Annotated in this window: 24 protein-coding genes; 4 read left to right on the top strand and 20 right to left on the bottom strand. The window is 50.2% G+C overall.

From position 1 onward, the window contains the following. Nucleotides 1-6 precede the first annotated feature (6 nt). The 16 genes from dnaE to rpsB form a co-directional block, all read right to left on the bottom strand. On the bottom strand, nucleotides 7-3,477 hold the full coding sequence (gene dnaE, locus ABGI61_RS10750) for a DNA polymerase III subunit alpha (RefSeq protein ID WP_347600898.1): 3,471 nt from the start codon (nucleotides 3,475-3,477) through the stop codon (nucleotides 7-9). Then, nucleotides 3,474-4,073 carry a ribonuclease HII gene (rnhB, locus tag ABGI61_RS10745; protein WP_347601071.1) on the bottom strand — a complete coding sequence of 200 codons (600 nt, stop codon included), beginning with the start codon at nucleotides 4,071-4,073 and terminating at the stop codon, nucleotides 3,474-3,476. Before rnhB ends, dnaE begins: the two co-directional genes overlap by 4 nt. Then, on the bottom strand, nucleotides 4,051-5,214 hold the full coding sequence (gene lpxB, locus ABGI61_RS10740; RefSeq protein ID WP_347600896.1) for a lipid-A-disaccharide synthase: 1,164 nt from the start codon (nucleotides 5,212-5,214) through the stop codon (nucleotides 4,051-4,053). Before lpxB ends, rnhB begins: the two co-directional genes overlap by 23 nt. Then, nucleotides 5,214-5,984, bottom strand: a complete 771-nt coding sequence (lpxA, locus tag ABGI61_RS10735; RefSeq protein ID WP_347600894.1) for an acyl-ACP--UDP-N-acetylglucosamine O-acyltransferase — start codon at nucleotides 5,982-5,984, stop codon at nucleotides 5,214-5,216. Before lpxA ends, lpxB begins: the two co-directional genes overlap by 1 nt. A 1-nt stretch (nucleotide 5,985) precedes the next feature. Next, the gene (gene fabZ / locus ABGI61_RS10730) at nucleotides 5,986-6,438 is read right to left on the bottom strand and encodes a 3-hydroxyacyl-ACP dehydratase FabZ (RefSeq protein WP_347600892.1); all 453 of its coding nucleotides are present in this window, start codon (nucleotides 6,436-6,438) and stop codon (nucleotides 5,986-5,988) included. 2 nt (nucleotides 6,439-6,440) lie between these two features. Then, nucleotides 6,441-7,505 (bottom strand): UDP-3-O-(3-hydroxymyristoyl)glucosamine N-acyltransferase, encoded by a 1,065-nt coding sequence (lpxD, locus tag ABGI61_RS10725; RefSeq protein WP_347600890.1) that lies wholly within the window; start codon nucleotides 7,503-7,505, stop codon nucleotides 6,441-6,443. Beyond that, the gene (locus ABGI61_RS10720; RefSeq protein ID WP_347600888.1) at nucleotides 7,505-8,023 is read right to left on the bottom strand and encodes an OmpH/Skp family outer membrane protein; all 519 of its coding nucleotides are present in this window, start codon (nucleotides 8,021-8,023) and stop codon (nucleotides 7,505-7,507) included. The genes lpxD and ABGI61_RS10720 overlap by 1 nt, the downstream gene beginning before the upstream one ends. 22 nt (nucleotides 8,024-8,045) lie before the next feature. Continuing rightward, nucleotides 8,046-10,535: an outer membrane protein assembly factor BamA gene (gene bamA / locus ABGI61_RS10715; RefSeq protein WP_347600886.1), complete on the bottom strand. Its 2,490-nt coding sequence runs from the start codon at nucleotides 10,533-10,535 to the stop codon at nucleotides 8,046-8,048. Between the two features lie 26 nt (nucleotides 10,536-10,561). After that, a complete protein-coding gene (gene rseP, locus ABGI61_RS10710) occupies nucleotides 10,562-11,917 on the bottom strand; it encodes a sigma E protease regulator RseP (RefSeq protein WP_347600884.1) in 1,356 nt (451 codons plus the stop codon). Continuing rightward, nucleotides 11,917-13,110 (bottom strand): 1-deoxy-D-xylulose-5-phosphate reductoisomerase, encoded by a 1,194-nt coding sequence (ispC, locus tag ABGI61_RS10705; protein WP_347600882.1) that lies wholly within the window; start codon nucleotides 13,108-13,110, stop codon nucleotides 11,917-11,919. Before ispC ends, rseP begins: the two co-directional genes overlap by 1 nt. Next, nucleotides 13,110-13,973, bottom strand: a complete 864-nt coding sequence (locus ABGI61_RS10700) for a phosphatidate cytidylyltransferase (protein ID WP_347600880.1) — start codon at nucleotides 13,971-13,973, stop codon at nucleotides 13,110-13,112. Before ABGI61_RS10700 ends, ispC begins: the two co-directional genes overlap by 1 nt. Nucleotides 13,974-13,978: 5 nt before the next feature. Further along, complete coding sequence (gene uppS, locus ABGI61_RS10695; protein ID WP_347600878.1) at nucleotides 13,979-14,743, bottom strand: polyprenyl diphosphate synthase; 765 nt, start codon at nucleotides 14,741-14,743, stop codon at nucleotides 13,979-13,981. Nucleotides 14,744-14,876: 133 nt separating this feature from the next. Beyond that, complete coding sequence (gene frr, locus ABGI61_RS10690; protein WP_008223610.1) at nucleotides 14,877-15,434, bottom strand: ribosome recycling factor; 558 nt, start codon at nucleotides 15,432-15,434, stop codon at nucleotides 14,877-14,879. A 59-nt stretch (nucleotides 15,435-15,493) separates the two neighbouring features. After that, the gene (gene pyrH, locus ABGI61_RS10685) at nucleotides 15,494-16,234 is read right to left on the bottom strand and encodes a UMP kinase (RefSeq protein ID WP_008223612.1); all 741 of its coding nucleotides are present in this window, start codon (nucleotides 16,232-16,234) and stop codon (nucleotides 15,494-15,496) included. Nucleotides 16,235-16,354: 120 nt separating this feature from the next. Then, a complete protein-coding gene (gene tsf / locus ABGI61_RS10680) occupies nucleotides 16,355-17,227 on the bottom strand; it encodes a translation elongation factor Ts (RefSeq protein WP_008223613.1) in 873 nt (290 codons plus the stop codon). Between the two features lie 108 nt (nucleotides 17,228-17,335). After that, on the bottom strand, nucleotides 17,336-18,064 hold the full coding sequence (gene rpsB, locus ABGI61_RS10675; RefSeq protein ID WP_008223614.1) for a 30S ribosomal protein S2: 729 nt from the start codon (nucleotides 18,062-18,064) through the stop codon (nucleotides 17,336-17,338). 303 nt (nucleotides 18,065-18,367) lie between these two features. Here rpsB and map point away from each other — a divergent pair, with 303 nt between their 5' ends. Genes map through dapD form a run of 3 tightly spaced genes read left to right on the top strand, consistent with a single transcriptional unit; the run spans nucleotide 18,368 to nucleotide 22,631 of the window. Next, nucleotides 18,368-19,156 (top strand): type I methionyl aminopeptidase, encoded by a 789-nt coding sequence (map, locus tag ABGI61_RS10670; protein WP_347600874.1) that lies wholly within the window; start codon nucleotides 18,368-18,370, stop codon nucleotides 19,154-19,156. 17 nt (nucleotides 19,157-19,173) lie between these two features. Continuing rightward, on the top strand, nucleotides 19,174-21,798 hold the full coding sequence (glnD, locus tag ABGI61_RS10665) for a bifunctional uridylyltransferase/uridylyl-removing protein GlnD (protein ID WP_347600872.1): 2,625 nt from the start codon (nucleotides 19,174-19,176) through the stop codon (nucleotides 21,796-21,798). An 8-nt stretch (nucleotides 21,799-21,806) separates the two neighbouring features. After that, nucleotides 21,807-22,631 carry a 2,3,4,5-tetrahydropyridine-2,6-dicarboxylate N-succinyltransferase gene (gene dapD, locus ABGI61_RS10660; RefSeq protein WP_347600870.1) on the top strand — a complete coding sequence of 275 codons (825 nt, stop codon included), beginning with the start codon at nucleotides 21,807-21,809 and terminating at the stop codon, nucleotides 22,629-22,631. Between the two features lie 65 nt (nucleotides 22,632-22,696). Here dapD and ABGI61_RS10655 read toward each other — a convergent pair whose 3' ends face one another. Continuing rightward, nucleotides 22,697-22,891 (bottom strand): hypothetical protein, encoded by a 195-nt coding sequence (locus ABGI61_RS10655; protein ID WP_347600868.1) that lies wholly within the window; start codon nucleotides 22,889-22,891, stop codon nucleotides 22,697-22,699. Between the two features lie 205 nt (nucleotides 22,892-23,096). Here ABGI61_RS10655 and cysZ point away from each other — a divergent pair, with 205 nt between their 5' ends. Continuing rightward, entirely contained in the window at nucleotides 23,097-23,858 is a 762-nt protein-coding gene (cysZ, locus tag ABGI61_RS10650; RefSeq protein ID WP_347600866.1) for a sulfate transporter CysZ, read from the top strand. On the opposite strand, the gene ABGI61_RS10645 is transcribed toward cysZ, so the two are convergent. From ABGI61_RS10645 to ABGI61_RS10635, 3 genes are read right to left on the bottom strand one after another with little or no spacing between them, the layout of a single operon-like run. Beyond that, nucleotides 23,855-24,304: a flavodoxin gene (locus ABGI61_RS10645; protein WP_347600864.1), complete on the bottom strand. Its 450-nt coding sequence runs from the start codon at nucleotides 24,302-24,304 to the stop codon at nucleotides 23,855-23,857. The genes cysZ and ABGI61_RS10645 overlap by 4 nt on opposite strands. After that, nucleotides 24,286-25,098: a tRNA pseudouridine(65) synthase TruC gene (gene truC / locus ABGI61_RS10640; RefSeq protein ID WP_347600862.1), complete on the bottom strand. Its 813-nt coding sequence runs from the start codon at nucleotides 25,096-25,098 to the stop codon at nucleotides 24,286-24,288. Before truC ends, ABGI61_RS10645 begins: the two co-directional genes overlap by 19 nt. Then, the gene (locus tag ABGI61_RS10635) at nucleotides 25,095-25,415 is read right to left on the bottom strand and encodes a YqcC family protein (protein ID WP_347600860.1); all 321 of its coding nucleotides are present in this window, start codon (nucleotides 25,413-25,415) and stop codon (nucleotides 25,095-25,097) included. The genes truC and ABGI61_RS10635 overlap by 4 nt, the downstream gene beginning before the upstream one ends. Between the last annotated feature and the right edge of the window lie 11 nt (nucleotides 25,416-25,426).

The following is a 25,426-nucleotide window of genomic DNA, read 5'->3' as shown; positions in this document are numbered from 1 at the left end:
ACCTAATTAATTAAATTCCAGTTCTATTGTTGCCAATTGCTTTAACTGGTGCAACAAAGCGTCGGCCGGCGTTACCCACCACTGCGTTCCCAGCTGTAAAATAACCTCGCCTTCCTGGCGTTGATAGCGCAATTTTACCGGCACAGTACCTGCTTTATACTCACCCAATACCTGCTGCAATCTTTGCAGGTAATTGTGGTCTATTTGCGGCGATTGTACAGTGATATTAAGCGATCTCAGAGATTTTTCCCTTACTGCCGTGATCTCGCTGACATCGCGGCCGGTCATTGTAAGGCCACCGTTAAAATCATCAAAGCTGACCTGTCCGGTTATCACCAGAATGCTGTCTTTTTGCAGCTGTTGCTCGAAACTTTCCAGCAGATCCGGAAAAAATCGCACGTCCAGCCGCGCCGACTTATCATCCAGTGTAACAATAGCCCAGCGCCGGCCTTTTTTATTAATCATTACCCGTACCGACACCACTAAGCCGGCGACAGTGACACTTTGGTCTTTACGTGTTGGCTGCAGCTCTGACAAGCGGCAGTTAATATAGCGAGGTATCTCATCCAGATAGCGGTTAATCGGGTGGCCGGTTAAATACAAGCCCAGCGTTTCGCGCTCGCCTTCCAGCCAGACTTCATCCGGCCAAGGTGCTACTTGTTTAAACGCTGCAGCAGCATGCTCCGGCTCAGGGCCTAACAGACCGAATAGATCATCCTGCCCCACTGCCTGGGCTTTAGCATGTTGCTCGGCGGCTTTCATTGCCTCTTCCAAACTGGCCATCAGCGCGGCGCGATGCGGGCCTAAACGGTCCATGGCGCCGGATAAAATCAGTTTCTCAATCACGCGCCGGTTCAGTTTTTTTAAATCAACCTTGGCGCAAAAATCAAATAAGTCGCTAAAGCTGCCATGCTGCTGCCTGGCCTGTAAAATAGCGTCTATCGGGCCTTCGCCAACCCCTTTGATAGCACCAATGCCATACACAATATGGCCCTGCTCATTGACGGTAAATTTGTATACGCCGGCGTTAACATCGGGCGGAATAAGCTTCAGCTTCATCCGCTCGCACTCGTCCACCAGGGTGACAATTTTGTCAGTGTTATCCATATCGGCCGACATTACCGCCGCCATAAACTCGGCCGGGTAATGCGCTTTCATCCACAGTGTCTGGTACGACACCAGTGCATAGGCAGCAGAGTGCGACTTGTTAAAGCCGTAGCCGGCGAATTTTTCCACTAAATCGAAAATCTTCATCGCCAGCTCAGGGTCAATACCATTATTAGCAGCGCCCTGCTGGAAGGTGTCGCGCTGTTTGGCCATCTCTTCCGGCTTTTTCTTACCCATGGCTCGGCGCAGTAAGTCGGCGCCGCCCAGTGAGTAACCCGAGAGTACCTGGGCAATCTGCATGACCTGTTCTTGATACAGAATAATACCGTAGGTCGGCTCTAATATTGGCTTAAGCGACTCATGCTGCCAAGTGGCATCGGGGTAGGAGATTTCTTCGCGGCCACGTTTACGGTCAATAAAGTTATCCACCATGCCCGATTGCAGCGGGCCCGGACGGAACAGCGCAACTAAGGCGATCATATCTTCAAAGCAGTCTGGCTGCAGGCGGCGGATCAGATCTTTCATACCGCGCGATTCCAGCTGAAATACCGCTGTGGTATCCGCTTTCATCAGCACGTCGTAACTTTTCTTGTCAGTCAGCGGTATTTTGTTGATATCAACCAGCGGCTTACCTTCACGGCTTAGCCTCGCGTTGGCCATATTCACTGCCCACTGCAAAATGGTCAGGGTACGCAGGCCAAGGAAGTCGAATTTCACCAGACCGGCATATTCAACATCGTTTTTATCAAACTGGGTCACCGGGTTATTGCCTTCATCATCGCAATACAGCGGCGAGAAATCGGTAATCTTGGTCGGTGCTATTACCACGCCCCCTGCGTGCTTACCGGCGTTGCGGGTTACGCCCTCGAGCTGTCGCGCCATATCAATCAGATCTTTTACTTCCTGATCTTGCTCGTATAGCTCGGGCAAACGCGGCTCTTCTTTAAATGCCTGCTCCAACGTCATACCCGGCGTAGGAGGGATGAGTTTTGAAATACGATCAACAAAACCATAAGGGTGGCCAAGCACCCGGCCCACGTCGCGGATAACGGCTTTGGCCGCCATGGTACCGAAGGTGATAATTTGCGATACGGCTTCACGACCATACATATCAGCAACGTGCTCTATCACCTCATCGCGCCGGTCCATACAAAAGTCGACGTCAAAGTCGGGCATCGATACCCGCTCCGGGTTTAGAAAGCGCTCGAACAGCAGGTCAAATTCCAACGGGTCCAGATCGGTAATCTTCAGTGCATAGGCGACCAAAGAACCGGCACCCGAGCCACGGCCCGGCCCAACCGGAATGTCGTTATCCTTACTCCACTGGATAAATTCCATCACGACCAAAAAGTAGCCTGGAAACCCCATCTGGTTTATCACGTCCAGCTCTATCTGCAGCCGCTCATCGTACTCGCCGCGTTTTTGCTGTCTTACCTGCTCATCGGGGAACAGCTGTACTAAACGGTCTTCGAGACCTTCGCGTGATTTCATCACCAGAAAATCGGCGTCAGTCATGCCACCTGTAGGAAACGCAGGTAAAAAGTACTCGCCAAGGCGAATGGTCACGTTACAGCGTTTAGCAATTTCGACCGAGTTTTCCAGCGCCTCGGGCAAGTCAGCGAACAGCTGCTGCATGTCCTGCTCAGATTTCAGGTATTGCTGCTGGCTATAATTTTGCGGCCGGCGCTTATCATCCAGGGTAAAACCATCGTGAATGGCGACACGAATTTCGTGGGCAGCAAAATCGTCTGGCTGCAAAAATACCACTTCGTTGGTCGCAACCAGCGGCAACTGATGCTGCTCGGCCAGGCTAACCGCTTTTTGGATATACAGCTCTTCGTCAGGCCGGCCGGTACGGATAAGCTCAAGATAAAAACGATCGGCAAAATGCTGCTGATAAAACGCCAGCAGCTCATTAATAGTATTAGGATTTTCTTTTAATAACGCCTTACCCAGCAGGCCATCTTTACCGCCTGAGAGCACAATAACCCCCTGGCTGTAGTCAGAGAGCCACTCATGCTCAATTTGCGGTTTGCCATCAACATGGCCACGTAAATAGGCTTTGGATATCAGCTGGCTCAGGTTCTGATAACCCGCGTTGTCGGCGGCCAGCAGCAACATACGACTGGTTTCGTTGCCAAACAGCGGGTGGCGTACATAGCAGTCAACACCAACAATTGGCTTAATGCCGGCTTCATGTGCGGTGCTGTAAAAACGTACCAGGCCACAAAAGTTCATCTGATCGGTCAGCGCAAGTGCCGGCATGCCAAGCTTTTGTGCCGCTTTTACAATAGGTTTTACTTTCGCCAGGCCATCGACCATGGAAAAGTCGCTATGCACCCGAAGATGAATAAAGGCGGGTGAGCTCATAGCCCGCGTTGCTCCAGCACCTGGCGTACCGGCTTAAAACTGCGCCTGTGTTGTGGCAGCACGCCATGCTCGGCAATGGCCGCCAGATGTGCCGCTGTGGGGTAGCCTTTATGACTGTCAAAACCAAATTGCGGATGCGCCTGATGCAGCGCCTGCATTTCACTGTCGCGTGCCACCTTGGCTAAAATAGACGCGGCGCTGATTTCCGGCACCAGCAAATCACCTTTTACCACCGCACTGGCAGGTATGCCGAAGTCAGTCGTGCGGTTACCGTCTACCAGCACCCACTGTGGCTTGATGCTTAATGCAGCCACCGCCCGGCGCATCGCCAGCATAGTTGCGTGCAGGATATTTAATTGGTCTATTTCATGTGGCTCGGCCCGCCCCAGCGCCCAGCATAGTGCCTGTTGTTTAATTTTCTCTGCCAGTTCGACGCGGCGCTTTTCTGATAACTTTTTTGAGTCAGTTAAACCGGCAATCGGCTGCCTGGGGTCCAGAATCACAGCGGCTGTGACCACAGCGCCAATCAATGGCCCGCGGCCGACTTCATCGACGCCGCAAATCAGCGCAACGTCAGGCCTTGGGTACAGCGTCATCATTTATTACCTGTAAAATGGCCGCCGCTGCTTTTTCGCTGGCATTGCATTTAATTTTTTGGTGGATAGCGCGGTACTCTTCAAGCAGTGCCTGCCGGTTGGCAGAGAGCTGCGGCAGCATGGCATCGACCAGGGCTTGCGGTGTCACCTGATGCTGCAGTAGTTCTGGCACCATACCACGCCCGGCCAGTAAATTCGGCAAACTAAAATGCGCCAGCTTTACCAGCCGTTTACCAATTTGATAGGTTAGCCAGTTGGCGCGGTATGCCACTACCATTAAGCACTTGGCCAGCATAGCCTCTAAGGTAGCGGTACCTGAAGTAATAAAGGTGGCGTCAGCGGCTAACAGCACCTGTCTGGCCTGACCGGTAAACTCAGTAATAGCAAGCTCTGGCGCCAGCTGTTGCTTAATCGTATTAAACTGCGCTGCTTTTTGGGTTGTAACCATATTGGTCACCAGTTGCAGCGCTGGCAGCTGCTGCTGTAATAAGCGCGCCGCTTGTAAAAAGTCTGGCGCTAACAGTTTAATTTCATTAGTGCGGCTGCCGGGCATAATGGCTAATACCGGCCGGCTTGGATCTAACCCCAGTTCAGCTTTAGCGGCTGCCTTATCGACATCCAGCGGCATCGTATCGGCCATGGTATGGCCAACAAAGGTGCAAGGCACCTGATATTTATCATAAAAGGCTTTTTCAAACGGCAGCAGCGATAACACCATGTTCGTAGCGGCCGCAATTTTAAAAATACGTTTATGCCGCCAGGCCCAAACGGACGGGCTAACATAATGCACGGTTTTAATGCCGGCTTGCTTTAGCTTTAACTCTACCGGCAGGTTAAAGTCGGGCGCGTCGATACCAATAAAAACATCGGGTTTATCGGCCAGTAATGCCGCCAAAATGTCGCGTTTGACCTGTAGTAGCCTTGGCAGCCGGCCCAGCACTTCAACAATGCCCATTACCGCCAGCTCTTCCATATCAAACTGCGCGTTAAACCCCAGCGCTTGCATGCGCGGCCCACCGATACCGTAAAACACCGCATCGCGATGAGTGGCTTGAAGTGCTGTAATCAGATCGGCGCCTAAAATATCGCCGGAGTGTTCCCCGGCGATAATGGCGATTTTTAGTGGGCGGCCAAGCTGCATCAGCGCACTATGCCCCGGCTGGCGTTAGCAATAAAGTCGGTAAAGAGTTTAAGCTCTGGCATAGTGGCGGCTTTCTCTTCCAGTACAGCTAAGGCTTCAGCCACGGTTTGGCCTTTACGGTACACCTCTTTATAGGCGCGGCGGATTTCCAGCAATACCTCAGCATCAAAACCACGGCGCTTTAAGCCTTCAGTGTTAATTCCCGCCGGTACGCAAGGTGCGCCGTGCACCATGACATAAGGTGGTACGTCTTTAAGCACAATAGAGCCGCCACCGCAGAAGCTGTGAGCACCAATATGGACAAACTGATGCACGCCGGTCATGCCGCCTAAAATGGCCCAATCCCCTACATGCACATGGCCGGCAGCCTGAGCGCCACTGGCAAAAATGGTATGATTACCAACGACCACATCGTGGGCAATGTGGGTAGTGTTCATAAACAGATTGTGACTGCCGATGATGGTTTTGCCTTGGTCCTGCACGGTACCACGATGCACTGAGCACCCTTCACGAAACACGTTGTAATCGCCAATAATCAGCTGGGTTGGCTCGCCTTTGTATTTTTTGTCCTGACAAGCTTCGCCTATGCTAGCAAATTGGAAAAAATGATTACCTTTGCCAATAGTACTTGGGCCTTTAATCGCCACATGCGATTCCAGGATACAGTCGTCGCCCAGCACCACGTCGTTGCCGATATAGCAAAACGGGCCAACTTTAATATTATTGCCCAGCTTAGCGCCGGGCTCGATTACCGCAGATGGATGGATCACGTTAGAGCTCTCTTCTGGCACACATCAGCTCAGCTGAGCAGACAATCTGGCCTTCTACTTTTGCTTCGCCGTAAAACTTCCACATGTTGCGGCGTTCTTTTAAAAACTTCACTTCCAGCACCATGGTATCACCTGGTACTACCGGCTTTTTAAAGCGTGCTTCATCAATCGCCGCAAACAGATACAATTCATTCTCTGAACGCTCGGTTACTGTTTTAAAACCAAGAATACCAGTGGCCTGCGCTAAGGCTTCCAGAATTAGCACGCCAGGGAAGATTGGCATACCCGGAAAATGGCCGGTAAAAATAGGCTCGTTTATGGTCACATTTTTAATTGCCGTCAGACTCTCGCCTGGCGTGAAGTCGACCACTTTATCAATCAGTAAAAATGGGTAGCGATGTGGCAATAATGCCATAATTTCCTGAATTTGCAGGCTGTTAAGTTGGTTAGCCAAGGCTAGTCCTCTGTCTTATTGTCCATTTCGGTCGGGGTGGCCAGTACGGCAAACTGCTGTTCCAGTTGCTTCACCCGCTGATACAATTGTTCTATCTGGCGTAACTTGGCGGTATTTTTACGCCATTCCTGGTTACTGGTTGCCGGTAGACCTGATGAGTATACGCCTTTTTCTGTGATTGGCTTCATTACCATGGCCATACCAGTAATATGGGCACCGTCACAAATCTCTATATGGCCATTGATTACCACAGCGCCGCCAATAATACAGTAACGGCCAATTTTCGTACTGCCAGCCACTACAGTACAACCCGCCATTGCGGTATGGTCACCAATCTGCACGTTGTGAGCAATCTGGCACTGGTTATCAATAATGACATTATTGCCAATAACGGTATTTTCGATGGCACCACGGTCAATGGTGGTATTCGCTCCTATTTCACAGTCATCACCTAGCAAAACAGTACCTTTTTGAGGTATTTTAATCCAGTTGCCACGCTCATTAGCAAAACCAAAACCATCGGCACCAATTACTGCACCACTATGCACAATACAACGCTGACCAATGCGCACCGCATGATACAGGGTAACATTTGCCCATATTTTACTGTCGGCACCGATATTGACGCCTTCGCCGATAAAACAGCCGGCACCAATTTGTACATTGTCACCCAGTACGGCACCGGCTGAAACCACAGCGCCCGGGCCTATCGCCACCTTGTCACCCAACACTGCGCTGCTATCGATAACTGCGGTAGGATGAATACTGCTGGCGGCTGCAGGTGTGGTATCCAGCAGCTGTGCTATGCGGGCGAAAGCGACATAAGGGTCCTTCACCACCAAGGCATTGACACCCGGGGCCAAAAAAGCCGCATCGTCAGCCGTAATAAGTACGGCAGACGCACGCGTTTGTGCTAAAAACTTACGGTACTTACTGTTGGATAAGAAACTGATTTGACCGGTTTCGGCGTTTTCCAACGTGGCGATGGCGGTAACATAGCATTGGCTGTCACCAATAAGCTGAGCGTCAAAGCGCTCAGCCAATGCTGCTAGTGAATATCCTGCCATTATTTAGCTTTGCTAACCTGAGCTGCAACAGCTTCTGAAATGTCATACTCTGGCTTAGCATAGACTGCTGCGCCTGAGTTCAACACTACATCAAATTTTTCCCGCTCAGCCACAACGTCTATAGCGGCTTTAATCAGCGCAAGTACCTTGTTGCGCTCTTCTGCCTGGCGGGTACGAATTTCTTCGTCTAACGGGCGAGCTAACTGCTCATACTGCTGACGCTGGTTGTTCAGTGTAGTTTTTAGCTCTTCCTGTTGTTTTTCACTCATCGTTGGGCCATCGCGGCGCAGCTTTTCAATATTGAAATTAATGTCTTTTTCCAGTTTACCCACGGTTTCAATGCGCTGAGCAAACTCACTGCGAATGGTTTCCTGCATAGCGGCAGATTGTGGAATTTTCGCTGCTACCGCTTGCACATCAACAAAACCAATTTTCATTTCTTTTGCGGCGACAGTACCTGCCATCATTAAACCTGCTAACAACACCAATGCAGATTTTACCAAACGTGTATTTAACATCTTATTTTCCCTATTTTTGAATTTAGAATGTTGTACCAATATTAAAACTGAAGTTTTCCTGCAAGTCACCTTCATACTTTTTGATGATTTTGGCGAGACTAAACGTTAACGGGCCCATTGGTGAAATCCATTGTAAAGATACACCAGCGGTAGCGCGAATTAAACTGGGATCTGAGTAATCGGCTAGCAGAGGTTGACGCTGGCCGACAAAGCGCTGCGTTAACCCTGCATAGCGGTCAATATCAAACTCCGTATCCCAAACATTACCTGCATCGACAAATAAACTGGTGCGCACTGAGTTACGATACTCATCACTTAAAAACGGCGTTGGTGTAATCAGTTCCATGGTAAGCACTGCCATAGCATTACCACCGATAGAACGCTGCGATACTGAGTAACTATCGCTATCCGGATCAGCCGGGAAACCGCCACCACCGCCACCAAGTTCTGGTAAACCGGGCACTTGTTGTGCATAACGGAAAATTGCACGTGGGCCGATAATACGGCTTTCAAAGCCACGTAGATTCTGGCCACCGGCATAGTAGTTTTCAGTGAACGGTAAGGTGTAGTCATAGCCATTCTTATTGCCATAACCATTGCCGTAACCCAGCTCCAGTTTAGTCAGGAATGACCAGCTATGATCATCACTAAGTGGAATATAATTACGCCCCTCAAAAGCGGTTTTAAAGAATGTCAGATCTGAGTTTGGCGTAGTCACCTTAATACTGGCGCCTAAATAATGGCCTGCAGTAGGGAATAACCCCCGGTTAAGCGTACTGCGCACCCAGCCTGCGGTGAGTTCATAGTTAGTGAAGTTATAGCCGCCGTCCGGGTTTTGCGCATCCAGCAATACCGCACGGAAATGGCGAAGTTGATCATATTCGTTGATCGAATTGATTTTGTTGACCACATAGTTAGCGCCGAAATTTAGCCGGTTATATTCATTAATCGGGTAACCGATATTGGTGCCAAAACCATAGCGGCGCTGATTATAAGCTTCAAGGTTAGAGGAAGCGCTGCTGTAATCGATGTCGGAATAAAATACCTGTCCGCCCAGACTTACACCATCCAAGGTAAAATAAGGATCGGTGTAAGTCAGGCTCACTGATTTCTGGTATTTATTCGTGCTAAGGCTAATACCGGCACTGTTACCGCTACCTAAAAAGCTCTCTTGCTGCACCCCAACCTGGAACGACAGCCCCATGTAATTACCATAAGAGATACCGGCATTAAAGCTGCCAGACGGTTGTTCTTTTACGGTAAAGTTCACGTCTACCAAATCGTCCACCCCGGCAACCGGCGTAGTCTGAAAATCTATAGACTCGACATAAGGCAAGCGCTGAATACGTTGCTTGGACAACTCCAGGGCGTCATTAGATAGCCATGCACCTTCCATTTGCCGCAGTTCACGGCGTAATACTTCATCCTGTGTATTGGCGTTGCCGCTCATACTAATGCGACGCACATACACCCGTTTACCCGGGTCAACACTAATGGTGAGCTCTACTTCCTTTGTGTCGTCGTTAATTTGCGGAATGGTTCGCACTTTCGAGTTGGCATAGCCAAAACGGGCCAACAGCTTAGCAATCGTCTCTTCGGTGTAGGTAACCAAAGCACCGTTATACAAATCACCGTTTTTCATCGGCACAATTCGGCTGATAAACTCATCCTGGCCAATTAAATCGCCAACAAATTTAACACCGCTAATTTTGTATTGTTCGCCCTCTGTCACGTTAAGCGTAACATAGACTGATTCTTTATCCGGGCTGACAGACACCTGTGAAGAATCGATACTAAAGCGCAGGTAGCCACGGTCCAGATAATAACTGGTAATTTTTTCAATATCGCCTTGCAGGGTTTGCTTCTGGTAGCGGTCAGAAGATAAAAAACGCCACCAGGGTAAATCCTGCTTAGATTCGATATCACGCAATAGCTCTTCATCAGAGAACAGCTTATTACCAACGATGTTAATCTGCCGGACTGAAGCTGCATCACCCTCTTCAAATTTTATTTTTAAATTAACCCGGTTGCGCGGTAAGTAGGTTACTTCAATATCAACCTCGGCTTGGTACTTACCCACGCCGTGGTAAAACTCAGTGAGACCGTTTTCGATACTCTTCAGAATGGTCTTGTCCAGCGGCTCGCCGACTTCAACTCTGTTGCCAGCTAAACTTTCATTAAGCTGCTCTTCTTTAATATCTTTGTTACCGTCAAATTCAATCGCGTTGATCGTCGGTCTTTCACGCAAACGATAAATGACAGTATTACCATCGCGGAATACCTTGATCTCTTCAAAGTGCCCTGCGCTATATAAGGTTCGAATACTGCGCGACAAGCTGTATTCGGTTACTGTGTCACCTACGTTAAATGGCAGATTATTAAGCGCCGCACCCAGTGCCACACGTTGCAGGCCTTCAACCTGAATATCCTGTACCGTAAAAGATTCTTCAGCGAGCACCGAGCTACTGGCAGAAGCAAGTAACATCGCAGCTACTAATCGTTTAATTGTCATTATTTGAACTACTTATGATTAGTTATTTACAAACGAGAAATATCGTTGAGCAGCGCAATTCCCATTAACATCAGCAGGACTAACGCACCGAAGCGGAAACCTATTTCCTGCGTCTTCTCAGAGACAGGTTTGCCGCGTATTAGTTCCAGCAGCATATACATTAAGTGCCCGCCGTCCAGTACCGGTAACGGTAGTAAATTAATGACGGCTAAGTTAACACTTATCAGCGCTAAAAACGATAAAAAAGCGACTAAACCTATACTGGCTGTGGTGCCAGCGCCCTGTGCAATAGCTATCGGGCCACTTAAATGTTTTACCGATACATCGCCGGTAACCAATTTACCAATCATGGCAAAGCTTAACCGGGTTAACTGCCAGGTATGGGCTGCACCCGCCGCTATGGCATCAACAGCGCCATAATGCTGGGTATACAGCACGCCCTCTGGCCAGTCGCTTAACTTGGGGGTAATACCCAGCACCCCCTGAGAAAACCCATCTTCTGCCATGACCCGTTTGGGTGTCACGTTAAGCCTGACAGGCTGGCCATCGCGTATAATATCAACCTGCAGCTCGCGCTCGGGCGAGTTAGTAATCACTTGCTGTAGCTGTTGCCAGGCGGTTATCGCATTACCGTCAATGGCTTTAATTTTGTCGTTTGCCTTTAGGCCAGCTTGCTCTGCGGCAGAATCAGACGCTACAACAGCAATTTCGGTTAGCACCTGAGGCCTGGCTAACACCAGCCCCAGGCTATCAAACACAGTTTGTTGCTCAGGGTCAAACTGCCACTTGGTGGTATTTAACCTTACCTCACGCACTTGCTGTGTTGTAAGGTCCTGCAGCTTAAGGGCAATACTGTCGCGACCAATCTGCTCAACCAGTAGCAAATTGACGCTACTGGCATCGCTGGCTTTATGTTGGTTAACACCGATAATCTGTTGATTTGGGCTAACCCCTGCTGCTGCGGCGATAGAGTCAGGCGCCACATCGGCAACAACCGGCCGCATTGTCTGGACGCCCAGCAAATACATTAACCAAAGTGCAAAAATCGCAAACACAAAATTGGCTGCCGGGCCTGCAGCAATAATGGCCATACGCTGCCACACGGTTTTATGGTTAAACGCTAAATCTTTAAACTGCGGCAGTACCGGGTCGACCCGCTCATCCAGCATTCGTACATAGCCACCCAGCGGAATGGCGGCAATCACAAATTCGGTGCCTTGCTTGTCACGCCAGCGCACCAGGGCCTTACCAAAACCAATAGAAAAACGTTTTACCAAGACGCCATTTTTACGTGCAACCCAAAAATGACCAAACTCGTGCACCGTGATAAGTACACCCAGAGCAACGATAAATGACAATAAATTCCAGACGGCACCCGACATTACAAGCCTTTCCTTAATAAGGCGCGCGCATACTGACGCGCTTCTGTATCCAGCGCCACTATATCATCCAGTGTCGTCACCCTGAAACCGCTAAATTGCTCCAGGCAGCGCTGATTCAATCTGGCGATATCGGTAAAGGTTAACTGGCCGGCTAAAAAAGCGTCTACCGCTATTTCATTGCCGGCATTTAACGCTGTGGTAGCACCCTGTCCCTGCTCACAGGCCGCTATCGCTAAATAGAGGTTGGGATAGCGCTCGGGCGCGGGTTCGGTAAAGGTAAAATCACGCATCTGTTTAAAGTTAAGTGGTGCTACCGGGCTGGACATTCGCTTGGGGAAGGCCAGCGCATGGGCAATCGGTGTACGCATGTCAGGCTGACCCAGCTGTGCCAGAACAGAGCCATCCGTGTACTGCACCATAGAATGAATAATACTTTGTGGGTGGATCACGACCTCAATATCGGCAGGCTGACAATTAAACAACCAGCGCGCCTCAATAAATTCCAGGCCTTTGTTCATCATGGTGGCGCTGTCAACCGAGATTTTCTGCCCCATGCTCCAGTTAGGATGCGCCACCGCTTGCGCCGGCGTGATGCTGGAAAATTCACTGAGCGGCTTGGTGAGAAAAGGGCCGCCGCTGCCCGTCAGTAAAATTTTGCTGATGCCAAAATCGGCTAACTGCTGATCATGCGTGTGCTGCTGCAAGCCTGCCGGCAGACACTGAAAAATGGCATTGTGCTCACTGTCAATCGGCAGCAGTGTCGCACCGTGCTGTTTTACCTTGCTGATAAACAGCTCACCGCTCATCACCAAAGCTTCTTTGTTGGCCAGCAACACCGTTTTACCCTGCTCCACCGCAGCCAGCGTCGGCAGCAAGCCTGCTGAGCCCACTATGGCCGCCATCACAATATCGGCATCAGGGTGCGCGGCTAACTGACACAATCCATCAATACCGCTTAACACTTCTGTTTTACTGCCTGCCTGCTTTAGTGCCTGCGCCAGAGCCTTAGCTGCAGCGACGTCAAGCAAGGCGGCGTAACGGGGTTTGACCGCCAGACACTGCGCCAACAGTTTGTCCGTTTGGCTGGCAGCCGTTAACGCCAGCACCTGATAATCTTGTGGATGCGCAGCCAGCACCGACAAGGTGCTAATGCCGATAGAGCCGGTTGAACCTAATACCACCACCTGACGCATTAATAAAACCCGCTGTACAACGCAACAATGATGGCGAACAACGGGGCTGTCGCGGTTAAGCTGTCAATACGGTCTAAAATACCGCCGTGACCCGGTAAAAATGCACCGCTGTCTTTCTTGCCGGCGACCCGTTTAAACATACTTTCGGTTAAATCACCAAATACCGACAACACGGTCAGCAACAGTGCCGACACATACCATACCGGCGTCTGTGCCGGCCAATCCTGCAGCATCGCCACGCCAGTTACCACCAACGCCACTAGTGCCAGCCCGCCCAGCATACCTTCAATAGTTTTACCCGGGCTCACTTTGGGCAGCAATTTGCGTTTACCAAAAGGCTTGCCGACGATATAGCCGCCAATATCCGCCGCCCACACCAGGCCCAGTAAGGCGAAAATCAGCCAGGCGCCAGTAAAGCTTGAGGCTGCGTAGTCAGTTGAACGAATAAATAACACCGCGGCCCAGGCCGGAATAAGCGTTAGCCAACCCATCAGCGCCTTGCGCCAATCACTATTCGCCCACAGCCGTTGGCTACGCGGATACGTTAGTACCAAGGCTATTGCTAGCAGCCACCAGGCGACACCGGCCAGTAACAAGCTGCTTAACAGGACATTCGTCTCAATAGGCCAGCTGGCCTGCACCGGCAGCTGCCAATACAGCAGCGTCAGGATAACAGCCGTCAATAACACGTAAACTGCCCGGCTGGCCCGATTGGGTAAACCACAAAAGCCGCTCCACTCCCAGGCCCCTAACAAAAACGCCACGGAGATAAACACCGCAAAGCCAGCCAGCGGCAAATAAAACACCGCGGCCAGCGCCAGCGGCGCCAGTACTAAAGCGGTAATAACCCGTTGTTTAAACAATCTCGTTATCCTTTAGCCGAGGCCGCCATTTGCCGCACCTGCTCCCCGGTGCAACCAAAACGACGCTCACGGTTGATAAAGGCAGCAATTGCCTCGGAAAATACCTGTTGGTCAAAATCCGGCCACAAGGTCTCGGTAAACCACAGCTCCGCATACGCTGCCTGCCATAATAAAAAATTACTGATGCGCAAATCCCCCCCGGTACGGATCAGCAAATCCAGCTCGGGTTGATCGTGCATCTGCACCTGTTGAGCAAACAAGCTCTCATCTATTTGCTCCGGTTTTAACTGCCCCTGCGCTACCTGAGCAGCAAGCTGACGGGCGGCATTCACCATGTCCCAGCGGCCACCGTAGTTGGCAGCAATATTCAGTGTCAGAGCAGTGTTATTCGCCGTAAGCTGCTCAGCTTTACTAATACTGTCGCGCAGTTTGTCACTAAAGGCGGATAAATCACCGACTATTTTTAACCTGACATTATGCTTATGCAGGGTTTTTACTTCACTTTGCAGCACCATTAAAAACAGCTGCATGAGAGTCGACACTTCCTCTTCCGGTCGGCGCCAGTTCTCACTACTAAAGGCAAATAGCGTGAGTGATTTTATGCCGAGTTCACGACAAAAACTCACGCTACGCCGTACCGCTTCCACACCTTTTTTATGGCCCCATACCCGGGGTTTACCCTGGCGCTGAGCCCAGCGGCCATTACCATCCATGATAATTGCCACATGTTGTGGCAATGTTTGCGCGTTAAGCTGCGCATCTGCAGTCATAAAGTGCAACCTGTCCTTATACTTCTTAGGGTTTTAGCCGATAGCGGCTATCACACCACCAAATCATTCGCATATAAAAAGGCGCCGTAAAGCTTAAGCGTCACGACGCCCCAAAGGTTAACAGAAGTTGGTTTTAAACTTCCATCAGTTCCTTTTCTTTCTCAGCCAGCACTTCGTCAATCTTCTTCACGAAACTGTCAGTAATTTTCTGGATTTCCTCTGTTGCGCGGCGCTCATCGTCTTCGCTGATGGCTTTATCTTTTTGCAGCGTTTTCAAATCAGCATTGGCGTCACGGCGAATGTTACGCACCGCAACACGGCCATTTTCTGCCTCGCCGCGCACCAGTTTTACCAGGCTTTTACGCCGCTCTTCTGTCAGCGGTGGCAACGGAACACGGATAATGGTGCCGGCAGACATTGGGTTCAAACCTAAATCAGAGGCCATAATGGCCTTTTCTACTGCCGCAGTCAGGCTCTTATCAAATACGGTTATCGCCAGTGTACGGGCATCTTCAATAGACACGTTACCCACCTGACGCAGCGGGGTGTCGGCACCATAATAAGACACCATAATGCCATCGAGTAAACTGGGGTGAGCACGGCCGGTACGCACTTTACTCAGTTGGACCTTCAGCGCTTCTACGCTTTTTTCCATCCGTACTTTGCTGTCTTTAATAATGTCGTTAATCACCTTGAGTATCCTTTTTTCTTCGTCTTATCACTAAGCCGGGCTTAAGCAGGCCGGCTAGTTTACTGTAAATTCTCAGCGTGGTCGATGACCGTACCTTCCTGCTCGCCCATAATGACGCGCTTTAAGGCGCCGGCGGTGTTCATATTAAACACACGAATTTGCAGGTTGTGGTCACGTGCCAGTGTAAAAGCAGCTAAATCCATCACTTTTAGCTCTTTATCCAGCACTTCATTATAGGTTAACTGATGATACAGCGTGGCGGTGGGATCTTTTACCGGATCGGCTGAATACACGCCGTCTACTTTAGTGGCTTTTAATACTGCATCCGCTTCAATTTCAATACCGCGTAAACAGGCTGCCGAGTCGGTAGTGAAAAACGGATTGCCGGTACCGGCAGAGAAAATCACCACCCGGCCTGACTTTAACAGGCTTATCGCTTCTGCCCAGCTGTAATTATCACACACACCATTAAGTGGAATGGCGCTCATCATACGGGCGTTCACGTAAGCCCGGTGCAAGGCGTCACGCATGGCCAGACCATTCATTACCGTAGCGAGCATGCCCATGTGATCGCCTACCACGCGGTTCATACCCGCTTTGGCTAAGCCTTCACCGCGGAAAATGTTGCCACCACCGATAACGATACCCACTTGCACGCCAAGCTCGACCAGCTCTTTAATTTCCTGTGCCATCCGGTCCAACACTTTGGGGTCGATACCAAAGCCTTCATCACCCATCAGGGCTTCACCACTGAGTTTTAATAAGATCCTGCGGTAGGTTGGTTTTGGGTTTGTGCTCATGACATCCTCTTAGTGCTGGCTGGCGTTGACAATTTTGCGGGTAAAAAAAACCGCGGCCCGGTGGGTAAACCGAAAGCCGCGGTTATTCTAGCGGTTTTTGCCGTTAGGCAGAAGAATAAATTACTTCTTCGCTGCCGCAATCTGGGCAGCTACTTCAGCCGCGAAGTCTTCTTCTTTCTTCTCGATACCTTCGCCCACTTCTAAACGAATGAAAGAAATGGCTTTAGCACCGTTTTGCTTCAGGAAGTCACCGGTAGTGATAGACGGATCTTTCACGAACGGCTGTCCGGTTAAGCTCACTTCGCCAGTGAACTTAGTCATACGGCCAGCAACCATCTTTTCAGCGATTTCTTGTGGCTTACCAGAGTTAACCGCAATTTCAACCTGGATTTGACGCTCACGTTCTACCACTTCGGCAGATACGTCTTCTGGGTTCACATAGCCTGGGTTGTTTGCAGCAACGTGCATTGCCACATCTTTAGCGATCTCTTCGTTACCGCCTTCCAGTACCGCTAATACGCCGATACGGCCTGAGTGCACGTAAGAGCCGATAACCGCACCTTCAACTACCGCAGCGCGGCGTACGTTGATGTTTTCACCAATTTTAGCTACCAAAGTAGCACGGGTATCTTCTACTGAAGTGCCGTTTAAGTCAGCCGCTAAAATAGCTTCAGCCGTGAACAGCTTGTTAGCGTGAGCTAAGTCAGCCACAGCGTTAGCAAACGCCAGGAAGCTGGCATCACGTGCTACGAAGTCTGTTTCACAGTTGAACTCGATAGCAATACCGTAACCGTTTGCTACGCGAGTGATAATAGTACCTTCAGCAGCGATACGGCCAGCTTTCTTGGCAGCTTTGGCTAAACCACTTTTACGCATGGCGTCGATTGCAGCTTCGATATCACCTGCAGTCTCTTCCAGTGCTTTTTTACAATCCATCATGCCAGCGCCAGTGCGCTCGCGAAGTTCTTTTACTAAAGCGGCAGTTACAGCCATGGGAGCTTCCTCGTATTCATTCTGGTTGGACAAACAGGGGCCGTTGGGCCCCTGTCGCAATCTTGCACTGCACAGGCGCCAGCTTAGCGGGCACCTGTGACAATGAAATTACTCTGCTTCAACGAAGGCTTCGGCTTCTGCCTGAACTTCGATGTTTTTGTCACGACCTTCCAGGATGGCCTGACCAACAGCACCCAGGTATAACTGGATAGCGCGGATAGCGTCATCGTTACCTGGTACTACATAGTCAACACCTTTTGGATCAGAGTTAGTATCAACGATAGCCACAACAGGAATACCCAGGTTGTTCGCTTCTTTGATAGCGATATGTTCATGGTCAGCGTCGATAACGAACAGTACGTCCGGCAAACCGCCCATATCTTTGATACCGCCTAAGCTCTTTTCCAGCTTATCCATTTCACGGGTACGGTCTAAAGCTTCTTTCTTGGTCAGCTTGTCGAAAGTACCGTCCTGGCTTTGCGCTTCCAGATCTTTTAAACGCTTGATTGACTGACGAACGGTTTTCCAGTTAGTCAGCATACCACCTAACCAGCGGTGGTTTACGTAGAACTGATCAGACTTAACTGCAGCTTCTTTAATGGCTTCAGAAGCGGCACGCTTAGTACCAACGAACAGGATCTTGCCCTTTTTCGCTGCTACTTGCTGAATGAATGCCAGAGCGTCGTTCATCATAGGAACAGTTTGTTCCAGGTTGATGATATGAACTTTGTTACGCGCGCCGAAAATGAACGGCTTCATTTTTGGGTTCCAGTAACGGGTTTGGTGACCGAAGTGCACGCCCGCCTGGAGCATGTCGCGCATAGAAACTTTTGCCATGATTTAATTTCCTGTATAAGGGGTTAAGCCTCCATGTATCCCATACGCCGACTCTGGCCTGACTGTGGTTCAGTGCAGGGCAAAGCACCCCGGAATATGTGTCGATACATGTGTGTTTTGTTTAATTACGCCAATTAAGCACATTACAACGCGGTACAGAGCAAAAGGTTCTGCCTTATACGCGAATGCGATTTGCTAATTTGCGGCGCGCTTTATACCATAGACACCCTATAAACACAATGAAATGTGTATTTTTGCAGCAGCGGCGCCTGGCGTTGGCCCCGCCCTAAATAGAGAAACAGCATGACAGCGAACATCAAAACTCCAGCCGAAATTGAAAAAATGCGTGTGGCAGGTCGTCTTGCCGCGCAGGTGCTGGAAATGATTGAGCCTTATGTAAAAGCCGGCGTCACGACAGACGAGCTCAATACCATCTGCCATGACTACATTGTCAACGAGCAGCAGGCGATCCCGGCGCCACTGAATTACCACGGCTTTCCTAAATCAATCTGCACCTCGGTGAATCAGGTGATTTGTCACGGCATTCCATCCGATAAAAAACTCAAAGACGGCGATATTATCAATATCGACATCACGGTAATTAAAGATGGTTACCATGGCGATACCTCTAAGATGTTCGTAGTGGGCAAACCCAGCATTATGGCTGAGCGGCTTATTCGGGTTACGCAGGAGTGCATGTACCTGGCACTGAAAAAAGTGAAAAACGGCGTACGTTTAGGCGATATTGGCCATGTTATTCAGCAACATGCTGAAGCACACAGCTATTCAGTGGTGCGTGAATACTGCGGCCATGGTATTGGAGCGGTGTTCCACGAAGACCCACAAGTGCTGCATTACGGCAAACCCGGCACCGGCGAAGTACTCAAAACCGGTATGTGTTTGACAATAGAGCCGATGATTAATGCCGGTGGCCGTCAAAGCAAACTGCTGGCCGATGGCTGGACCGTCGTCACCAAAGACCGTAGCTTATCAGCACAATTTGAGCACACTATTCTGGTGACTGACACCGGCTGTGAAATTTTAACCCTGCGCAGTGACGATACTATCGAGCGCATTTTAACTGCAGAATAACCCCAGCGGAGACCAGCATGAGCCAGGCGGTAACTTTCAGTAAAGCCCTTCCCGACCGTTACAGCCTGGACAGCTATAAAAAGCACTTCGCCGATTTCCACGACTGGTTAAGCAAAAGCTTTGCTCAGCATCCGGTAAACGCGCTGGTAAAAGCCCGTGCCGCTTTTATCGACAAAGTGCTGGTGCAACTGTGGCACAATCTGGAGCTGCATAAAAGCAAAGACCTCAGTTTAATTGCTGTTGGCGGCTATGGCCGTGGCGAGCTGCACCCCTGCTCCGACATTGATTTGCTCATTTTGGCTGAAGGCCGGTTATCAGCCGCACAGCAAGACGCTATTGGTCAATTTATTACCTTACTGTGGGACCTGCGCCTGGAAGTGGGCCACAGCGTTAGAACGGTAAAAGAGTCGGTAAAACTGGGCAAAGACGACATTACCATTGCCACCAATTTACTGGAAATGCGCCTGCTGACCGGTAATAAGCCGCTGTTTGAACAGTTACAGCAAGAAGTGAGTAAAGACAGTTTTTGGACCAGCCAGGCGTTTTTTCAGGCTAAACGCCACGAGCAGCAACAGCGCCATGCCCAGTATCATGGCACGGCTTACAACCTGGAGCCAAATCTAAAAGCCAACCCAGGTGGCCTGCGCGATATTCAGACCATTGGTTGGGTAGCCAAACGGCATTTCCAAACCCGTACCATGCGTGAGCTTGTGGCATATCAGTACCTTACTGAAGATGAATATCAGGAGCTGATGGAGTGCGAGGCTTATCTGTGGCAAATGCGCTTTGCCCTGCATTTGGAAGCGGGCCGCAATGAAAACCGTATTCTGTTTGACTATCAGCCAGCCGTAGCTGAGCGGCTTGGCTTTGGTGCTGACGGTAAAGCCTCGGTCGAGCGGATGATGAAGCGGTTCTTCCGTACCGTACAGCGGGTAAGTGAGCTAAACGAAATGCTGCTACAGCATTTTGATGGCAGCATTTTAAACCACAAAGAGAAAGTCAAAACTCTTGTTTTGGATGATTACTTTGAGCTACAAGGCCATTTAATCTGCGCCCGTGACAATGCGGTGTTTGCCCGGCGCGACAACCTGCTGCGGCTGTTTTGGCATATTGCCAATAACTCCAATATCACCGGCGTACACTCTGCTACCATGCGGCTTATCCGCCAGGTTCGCCGGCGTTTAATGGGTGACTTACAAGACTACGAAGCCTGCCGTCAATTGTTTTTAGCCATTATCCGCCACCCGCGTGGTATGGACAAGGCCATTACCCTGATGCACCGTTATGGCGTGCTGGCAGCTTATTTGCCGCAGTGGCGTAATATTGTCGGTCAAATGCAGTTTGATTTGTTCCATGCCTACACGGTAGATGAGCACACCCACCGTTTACTGAAAAACCTGTATAAATACACGCTGACTGAACATGACAGCGAGTTTCCACTGTGCAGCGATATAGTGCGCAAAATGGAAAAACCTGAGCTTTTGTATTTAGCCGGCATTTTTCATGATATTGCTAAAGGCCGTGGCGGTGACCACTCCGAGCTTGGTGCCATGGACGTGCGTGAATTTGCCAAACTGCACAAGCTCAGTGACTTTGACAGTAAGTTGGTGGCCTGGCTGGTCGAGCATCATCTACTGATGTCTGTCACTGCTCAGCGCCGTGACATTCACGATCCGGCTGTGGTGGCGGAGTTTGCCGAAAAAGTACGTGACGAAACCCGGCTGAATTACCTGTATTGCCTGACGCTGGCCGATATTCGCGCCACCAATGACAACTTATGGAACGACTGGAAAGGTTCACTGCTGCGTGAGCTATTTTTAGCCACGCAAAAAGCCTTTCGCCGCGGCCTGGAAAAGCCAATGGACTTGCGGGACCTTATTCGCGAAAACCAAAGCGAAGCCATGCCGCTGCTGCTGAAGCAAACCTTTAGCGAAAGTGAAATATTGCACCTTTGGAGTCGCATCAAAGCCGATTACTTTGCCCGCTACAGCGCCAGGCAAATTGTCTGGCACTGCGAGCATATTTTACGGCATAAAAACCCGGACGAACCACTGGTACTCATTAGCAAAGCCCCTATTCGCGGGGGTACCCAGGTGTTTATTTACACCAAAGATCAGCCGAAACTGTTTGCCCGCTTAGTCGCGGCGCTGGACAGCAAAAAAGTGAATATTTTTGATGCCCAGATTATGACCAATAAAGACGGTTATGCCATGGACACCTTTGTTATTCTGGAGCAAAACGGCGAGCCGGTGAACTCGCCATCACGCCAACAAAGCATTAAGCGCGCGCTGGAACTGTATATTGCCGGCAAGCCAGACTTATCGCGACAAAAAACCAAATTATCGCGCCAGATGCGCCAGTTTAACGTGCCGCCAAAGGTGGTGTTCTTACCCGGCAATACCAGCAAACGTACCATGATAGAGTTGGCGGCGCTGGATACGCCCGGCCTGTTGGCCAACATCGGCGAAGTGTTTCAGCGCTGCGACGTCAACATTCATGCCGCGAAAATCACCACCATTGGCGAGCGGGCCGAAGACTTTTTTATGATTTCAAATAGCGACGATCAGGCGCTGTCCAGTGAGCAGCAAAGCGCACTGAAACGCGCATTGATCGAGCAACTTTCACAGCAAACAGAAGGCTAATATACCCAATGTCAGAGTTAAAAAGCATTATCGAACAGGCATTTGAACAACGTGCAGACATTACCCCAAGCACAGTGTCAGCAGAGGTAAAACAAGCAGTAGAAAGCGTTATCAGCATGCTGGATAACGGCAGCGCCCGGGTGGCAGAAAAAATTGCTGGCGAGTGGGTAGTACACCAGTGGCTGAAAAAAGCCGTATTGTTGTCGTTTCGCATTAACGACAACCAAGTGATGGACGGTGCGGAAAACCGCTTTTTTGATAAAGTACCAATGAAATATGCTAACTACAGCGATGCACAGTTCCGTAGCGAAGGGGTGCGCGTGGTGCCGCCTGCAGCAGTGCGCCGGGGCAGCTATGTCGCCAAAAACGTGGTGCTGATGCCCTCTTACGTTAATATCGGCGCCTATGTGGGTGAAGGCACTATGGTAGACACCTGGGCTACCGTGGGCAGCTGCGCGCAAATTGGTAAAAACGTGCATTTGTCCGGCGGTGTTGGTATTGGCGGTGTATTAGAGCCACTGCAAGCCAACCCGACCATTATTGAAGATAACTGCTTTATCGGTGCCCGCTCGGAAGTCGTTGAAGGCGTAATCGTGGAAGAAGGTGCCGTGTTATCTATGGGCGTATACATTAGCCAGAGCACACGCATTTATGACAGAGAAACCGGTGAAATCAGCTATGGCCGTGTACCAGCCGGTGCCGTTGTTGTGCCGGGTTCAATCCCCAGTAAAGATGGCAGCCACAGTTTATATGCCGCTATTATCGTGAAAAAAGTCGATGCGCAAACCCGTGCCAAAGTAGGTATTAACGCCTTACTGCGCAGTGTGGAATAACCTCGATACCAAAACGATAAACGGCAGCCTAAGCTGCCGTTTATCGTTATAAAGCCAGTAAACAATCAGCTGATATACATTAATACCGCAAAGCTTACCAAACCTGCAGCTGCAAACATGCTGTATTCCAGCCGCTTTTCAAAACGCGTCTCTGCACCCACTTCTGCCGGCACCAATAATGCCGAAAACAAACAGGTTAAGCCAGCCAATAAACACAAAGTGGTTAATCCAAATACCAGCGCCGAAGCTAACATCGCCATATCTCACCCTTACTTAACGTTAAACGGTTGCACCGCGCTGCGGTAAAAACTGTCGCTATTCTAGCATAAAATGCCCGGCCTTATGCCAGCACTGTGTAACAGCGTTATATTCTGTTACGAAAAACCAGCTAACAACGTGATGGCCCGGCAGCAGAAGGCTTTATACTGCGACTATTGTTCAGCGCACGCGGTTAGCGAGGGTGTAATGTACTATTTTTTTCGTGGCTTAACTTTGATCCACACCAAAGGTTTAAAGCGTTTTGTGCTGGTACCCCTTAGCATTAATCTTGTGCTGTTTTCATTTGCATTTTACCTGCTACTGCAACAAGTAAACGCCATGGTCTCCGCCGTACAGCAGTACTTACCTGCGTGGCTGCATTGGCTCGAGTATTTGCTGATCCCATTGGGTGTGATGACACTGGTTATAGGCCTGGCGTATAGCTTTACTATGGTGGCCAACTTTATCGCTGCGCCTTTTAATGGCCTGCTCAGTGAAAAAGTCGAAGCGCATTTAACCGGCAAAAAGCTTGCCGACACAGGTATGGCCAGATTTATCAGAGACGTGCCTCGAATGCTGGGACGTGAATGGCAAAAACTGCTTTATGCGCTACCACGCGCCATTATTTTATTTGTGTTGTTTTTATTTTTACCGCTGGTCGGCCCGATACTGTGGTTTTTGTTTACCAGCTGGCTGCTGGCGATACAGTATGCCGACTACCCTTACGACAACCACAAAATAGACTTTCGCACCATGCGCCAGCAACTACGCGGCCAGCCCGGTAATAGCTTTGCCTTTGGCATAACGGTAAATATTGCCTGCATGATCCCGCTATTTAACCTGTTTGTGATGCCCATAGCGGTATGTGGCGCCACGGCGATGTGGGTGGATAAACTGGCCGCACTGAATGACCCAGCACTTAAGATGCCGGGCGCCAAAGCCTATAATAAGCTGGACAAATACTGTTAGCTCAGTGCAGTAAACTGCTGCTTCAGCCAGGGCAAAGCAATCGTCTCTGGCTCCAGGGTTTCGCCGGCGTCAATACGCAGCATAGGTGACAGTTCTGTGCCCTGAATTTCCAACAGCAGCGCACGTAACTGTTCGCCGGCGCCACAAAAGGTATCATAGCTACTGTCGCCCAGCGCGATCACTGCAAAACGTTTGCCGGTTAACAGCGGAAAGCGGCTTTGCACATCGAGGTAAAATGGCAGTATGTTATCCGGAATGTCCCCCTGGCCTGTGGTAGAGCTTATCACCAGCCAGATATCGGCATTAAAGCTAAGCACATCATCCAGCTTCGGCTCTGCAAACAGCCTGGGGTCATGCCCCATAGTGCCAAGTAGTGAAGTTGCCTCCTCGGCAACATATTGCGCTGCACCGTACACACTGCCTACCATTACTGCGATTTTTGCCATTTCTCCTCCGCAAAAAGTTCAGCGAATTGCTGCTGATAATAAGCTTCATCTGTCGGCCAGCCAAACTGGCTAAACAGGCTGTCAAGTTCGTTCAGACCGGCACTGATCAACAAAGGTTCGCCGGTTACCGGATGGGGCAGCTGCAGCTGCTTCGCCAGCAGCAGCAAACGCTGACATTGTAAATGCTGTTTGAATAACGCATTGTGCTTACCATCGCCATGGCTGGTATCGCCCACTATCGGGTGGCGCAAATGTGCCAGATGGCGGCGTAGCTGGTGCTTACGCCCGGTTAGTGGCTGCAGCGCCACTAAGCTGTAACGCGCGGCCGGGTATTTACTTACCGGTATTGGCAGTTCGATGCGCGCCAATGGCTGATAATGGGTCACCGCCGGCTGGGGCGCTTTATCCGTGCGGGCGAACTTATCGGCGATATCATCCAGTTGCTCTTTTAACGGGTAATCCAGCTCACCGCCCTGTGCCATAAACCCGCGCACCACCGCCAGATAGTATTTACGCCACAACTTAAGCTCCTGCTGCTGACTGAGTATGCGCGCCACGTCGCTGGACAAGGCAAACAGCAGCACACCGGAGGTCGGCCGATCCAGCCGGTGCACCGGGAATACATGCTGGCCTAACTGATCGCGCAGCGTTTGCATGACAAACACCGTTTCGTGTTTATCTAAAAACGATCGGTGCACCAGCATGCCACTGGGCTTATCTATCGCCACCAGATGCTCGTCCTGATACAGAATCTTGAGCGGCGCGTCTAATTGAAACGGCGTCGCCGAGCTCATCGCACCTCCGTAAGGCGGCTATCCAACGCCGAAATAATGCCGAGCAAACGGCTAAAACGTGTATCGGTGTTGATAAACGCCTGCTCCGCCATCGGCAACAACGCAATCTTAGTCGGCAGCGGCGCAGCGGTGTTTAACAGCACCTGCATTTTAGGGATGAAAATAAATTGCAGCCACTGCTCAAAACGCAGCGTATCAACACAAAAGGGTAAGCGGCTCTGAAGGGCCTGCTCATCCGGCAGCGCAGACGACCACAGTTCAAGCTGTTTCAGTTCACGTTCAAGCGCATCTAACAATGACTGGATCTGTTCGGTCATATCACTTCTCT

It is taken from the genome of Rheinheimera fenheensis, from assembly GCF_039871805.1.
Taxonomy (GTDB): domain Bacteria; phylum Pseudomonadota; class Gammaproteobacteria; order Enterobacterales; family Alteromonadaceae; genus Alishewanella; species Alishewanella fenheensis.
This window is presented reverse-complemented; position numbering and strand designations above follow the sequence as displayed.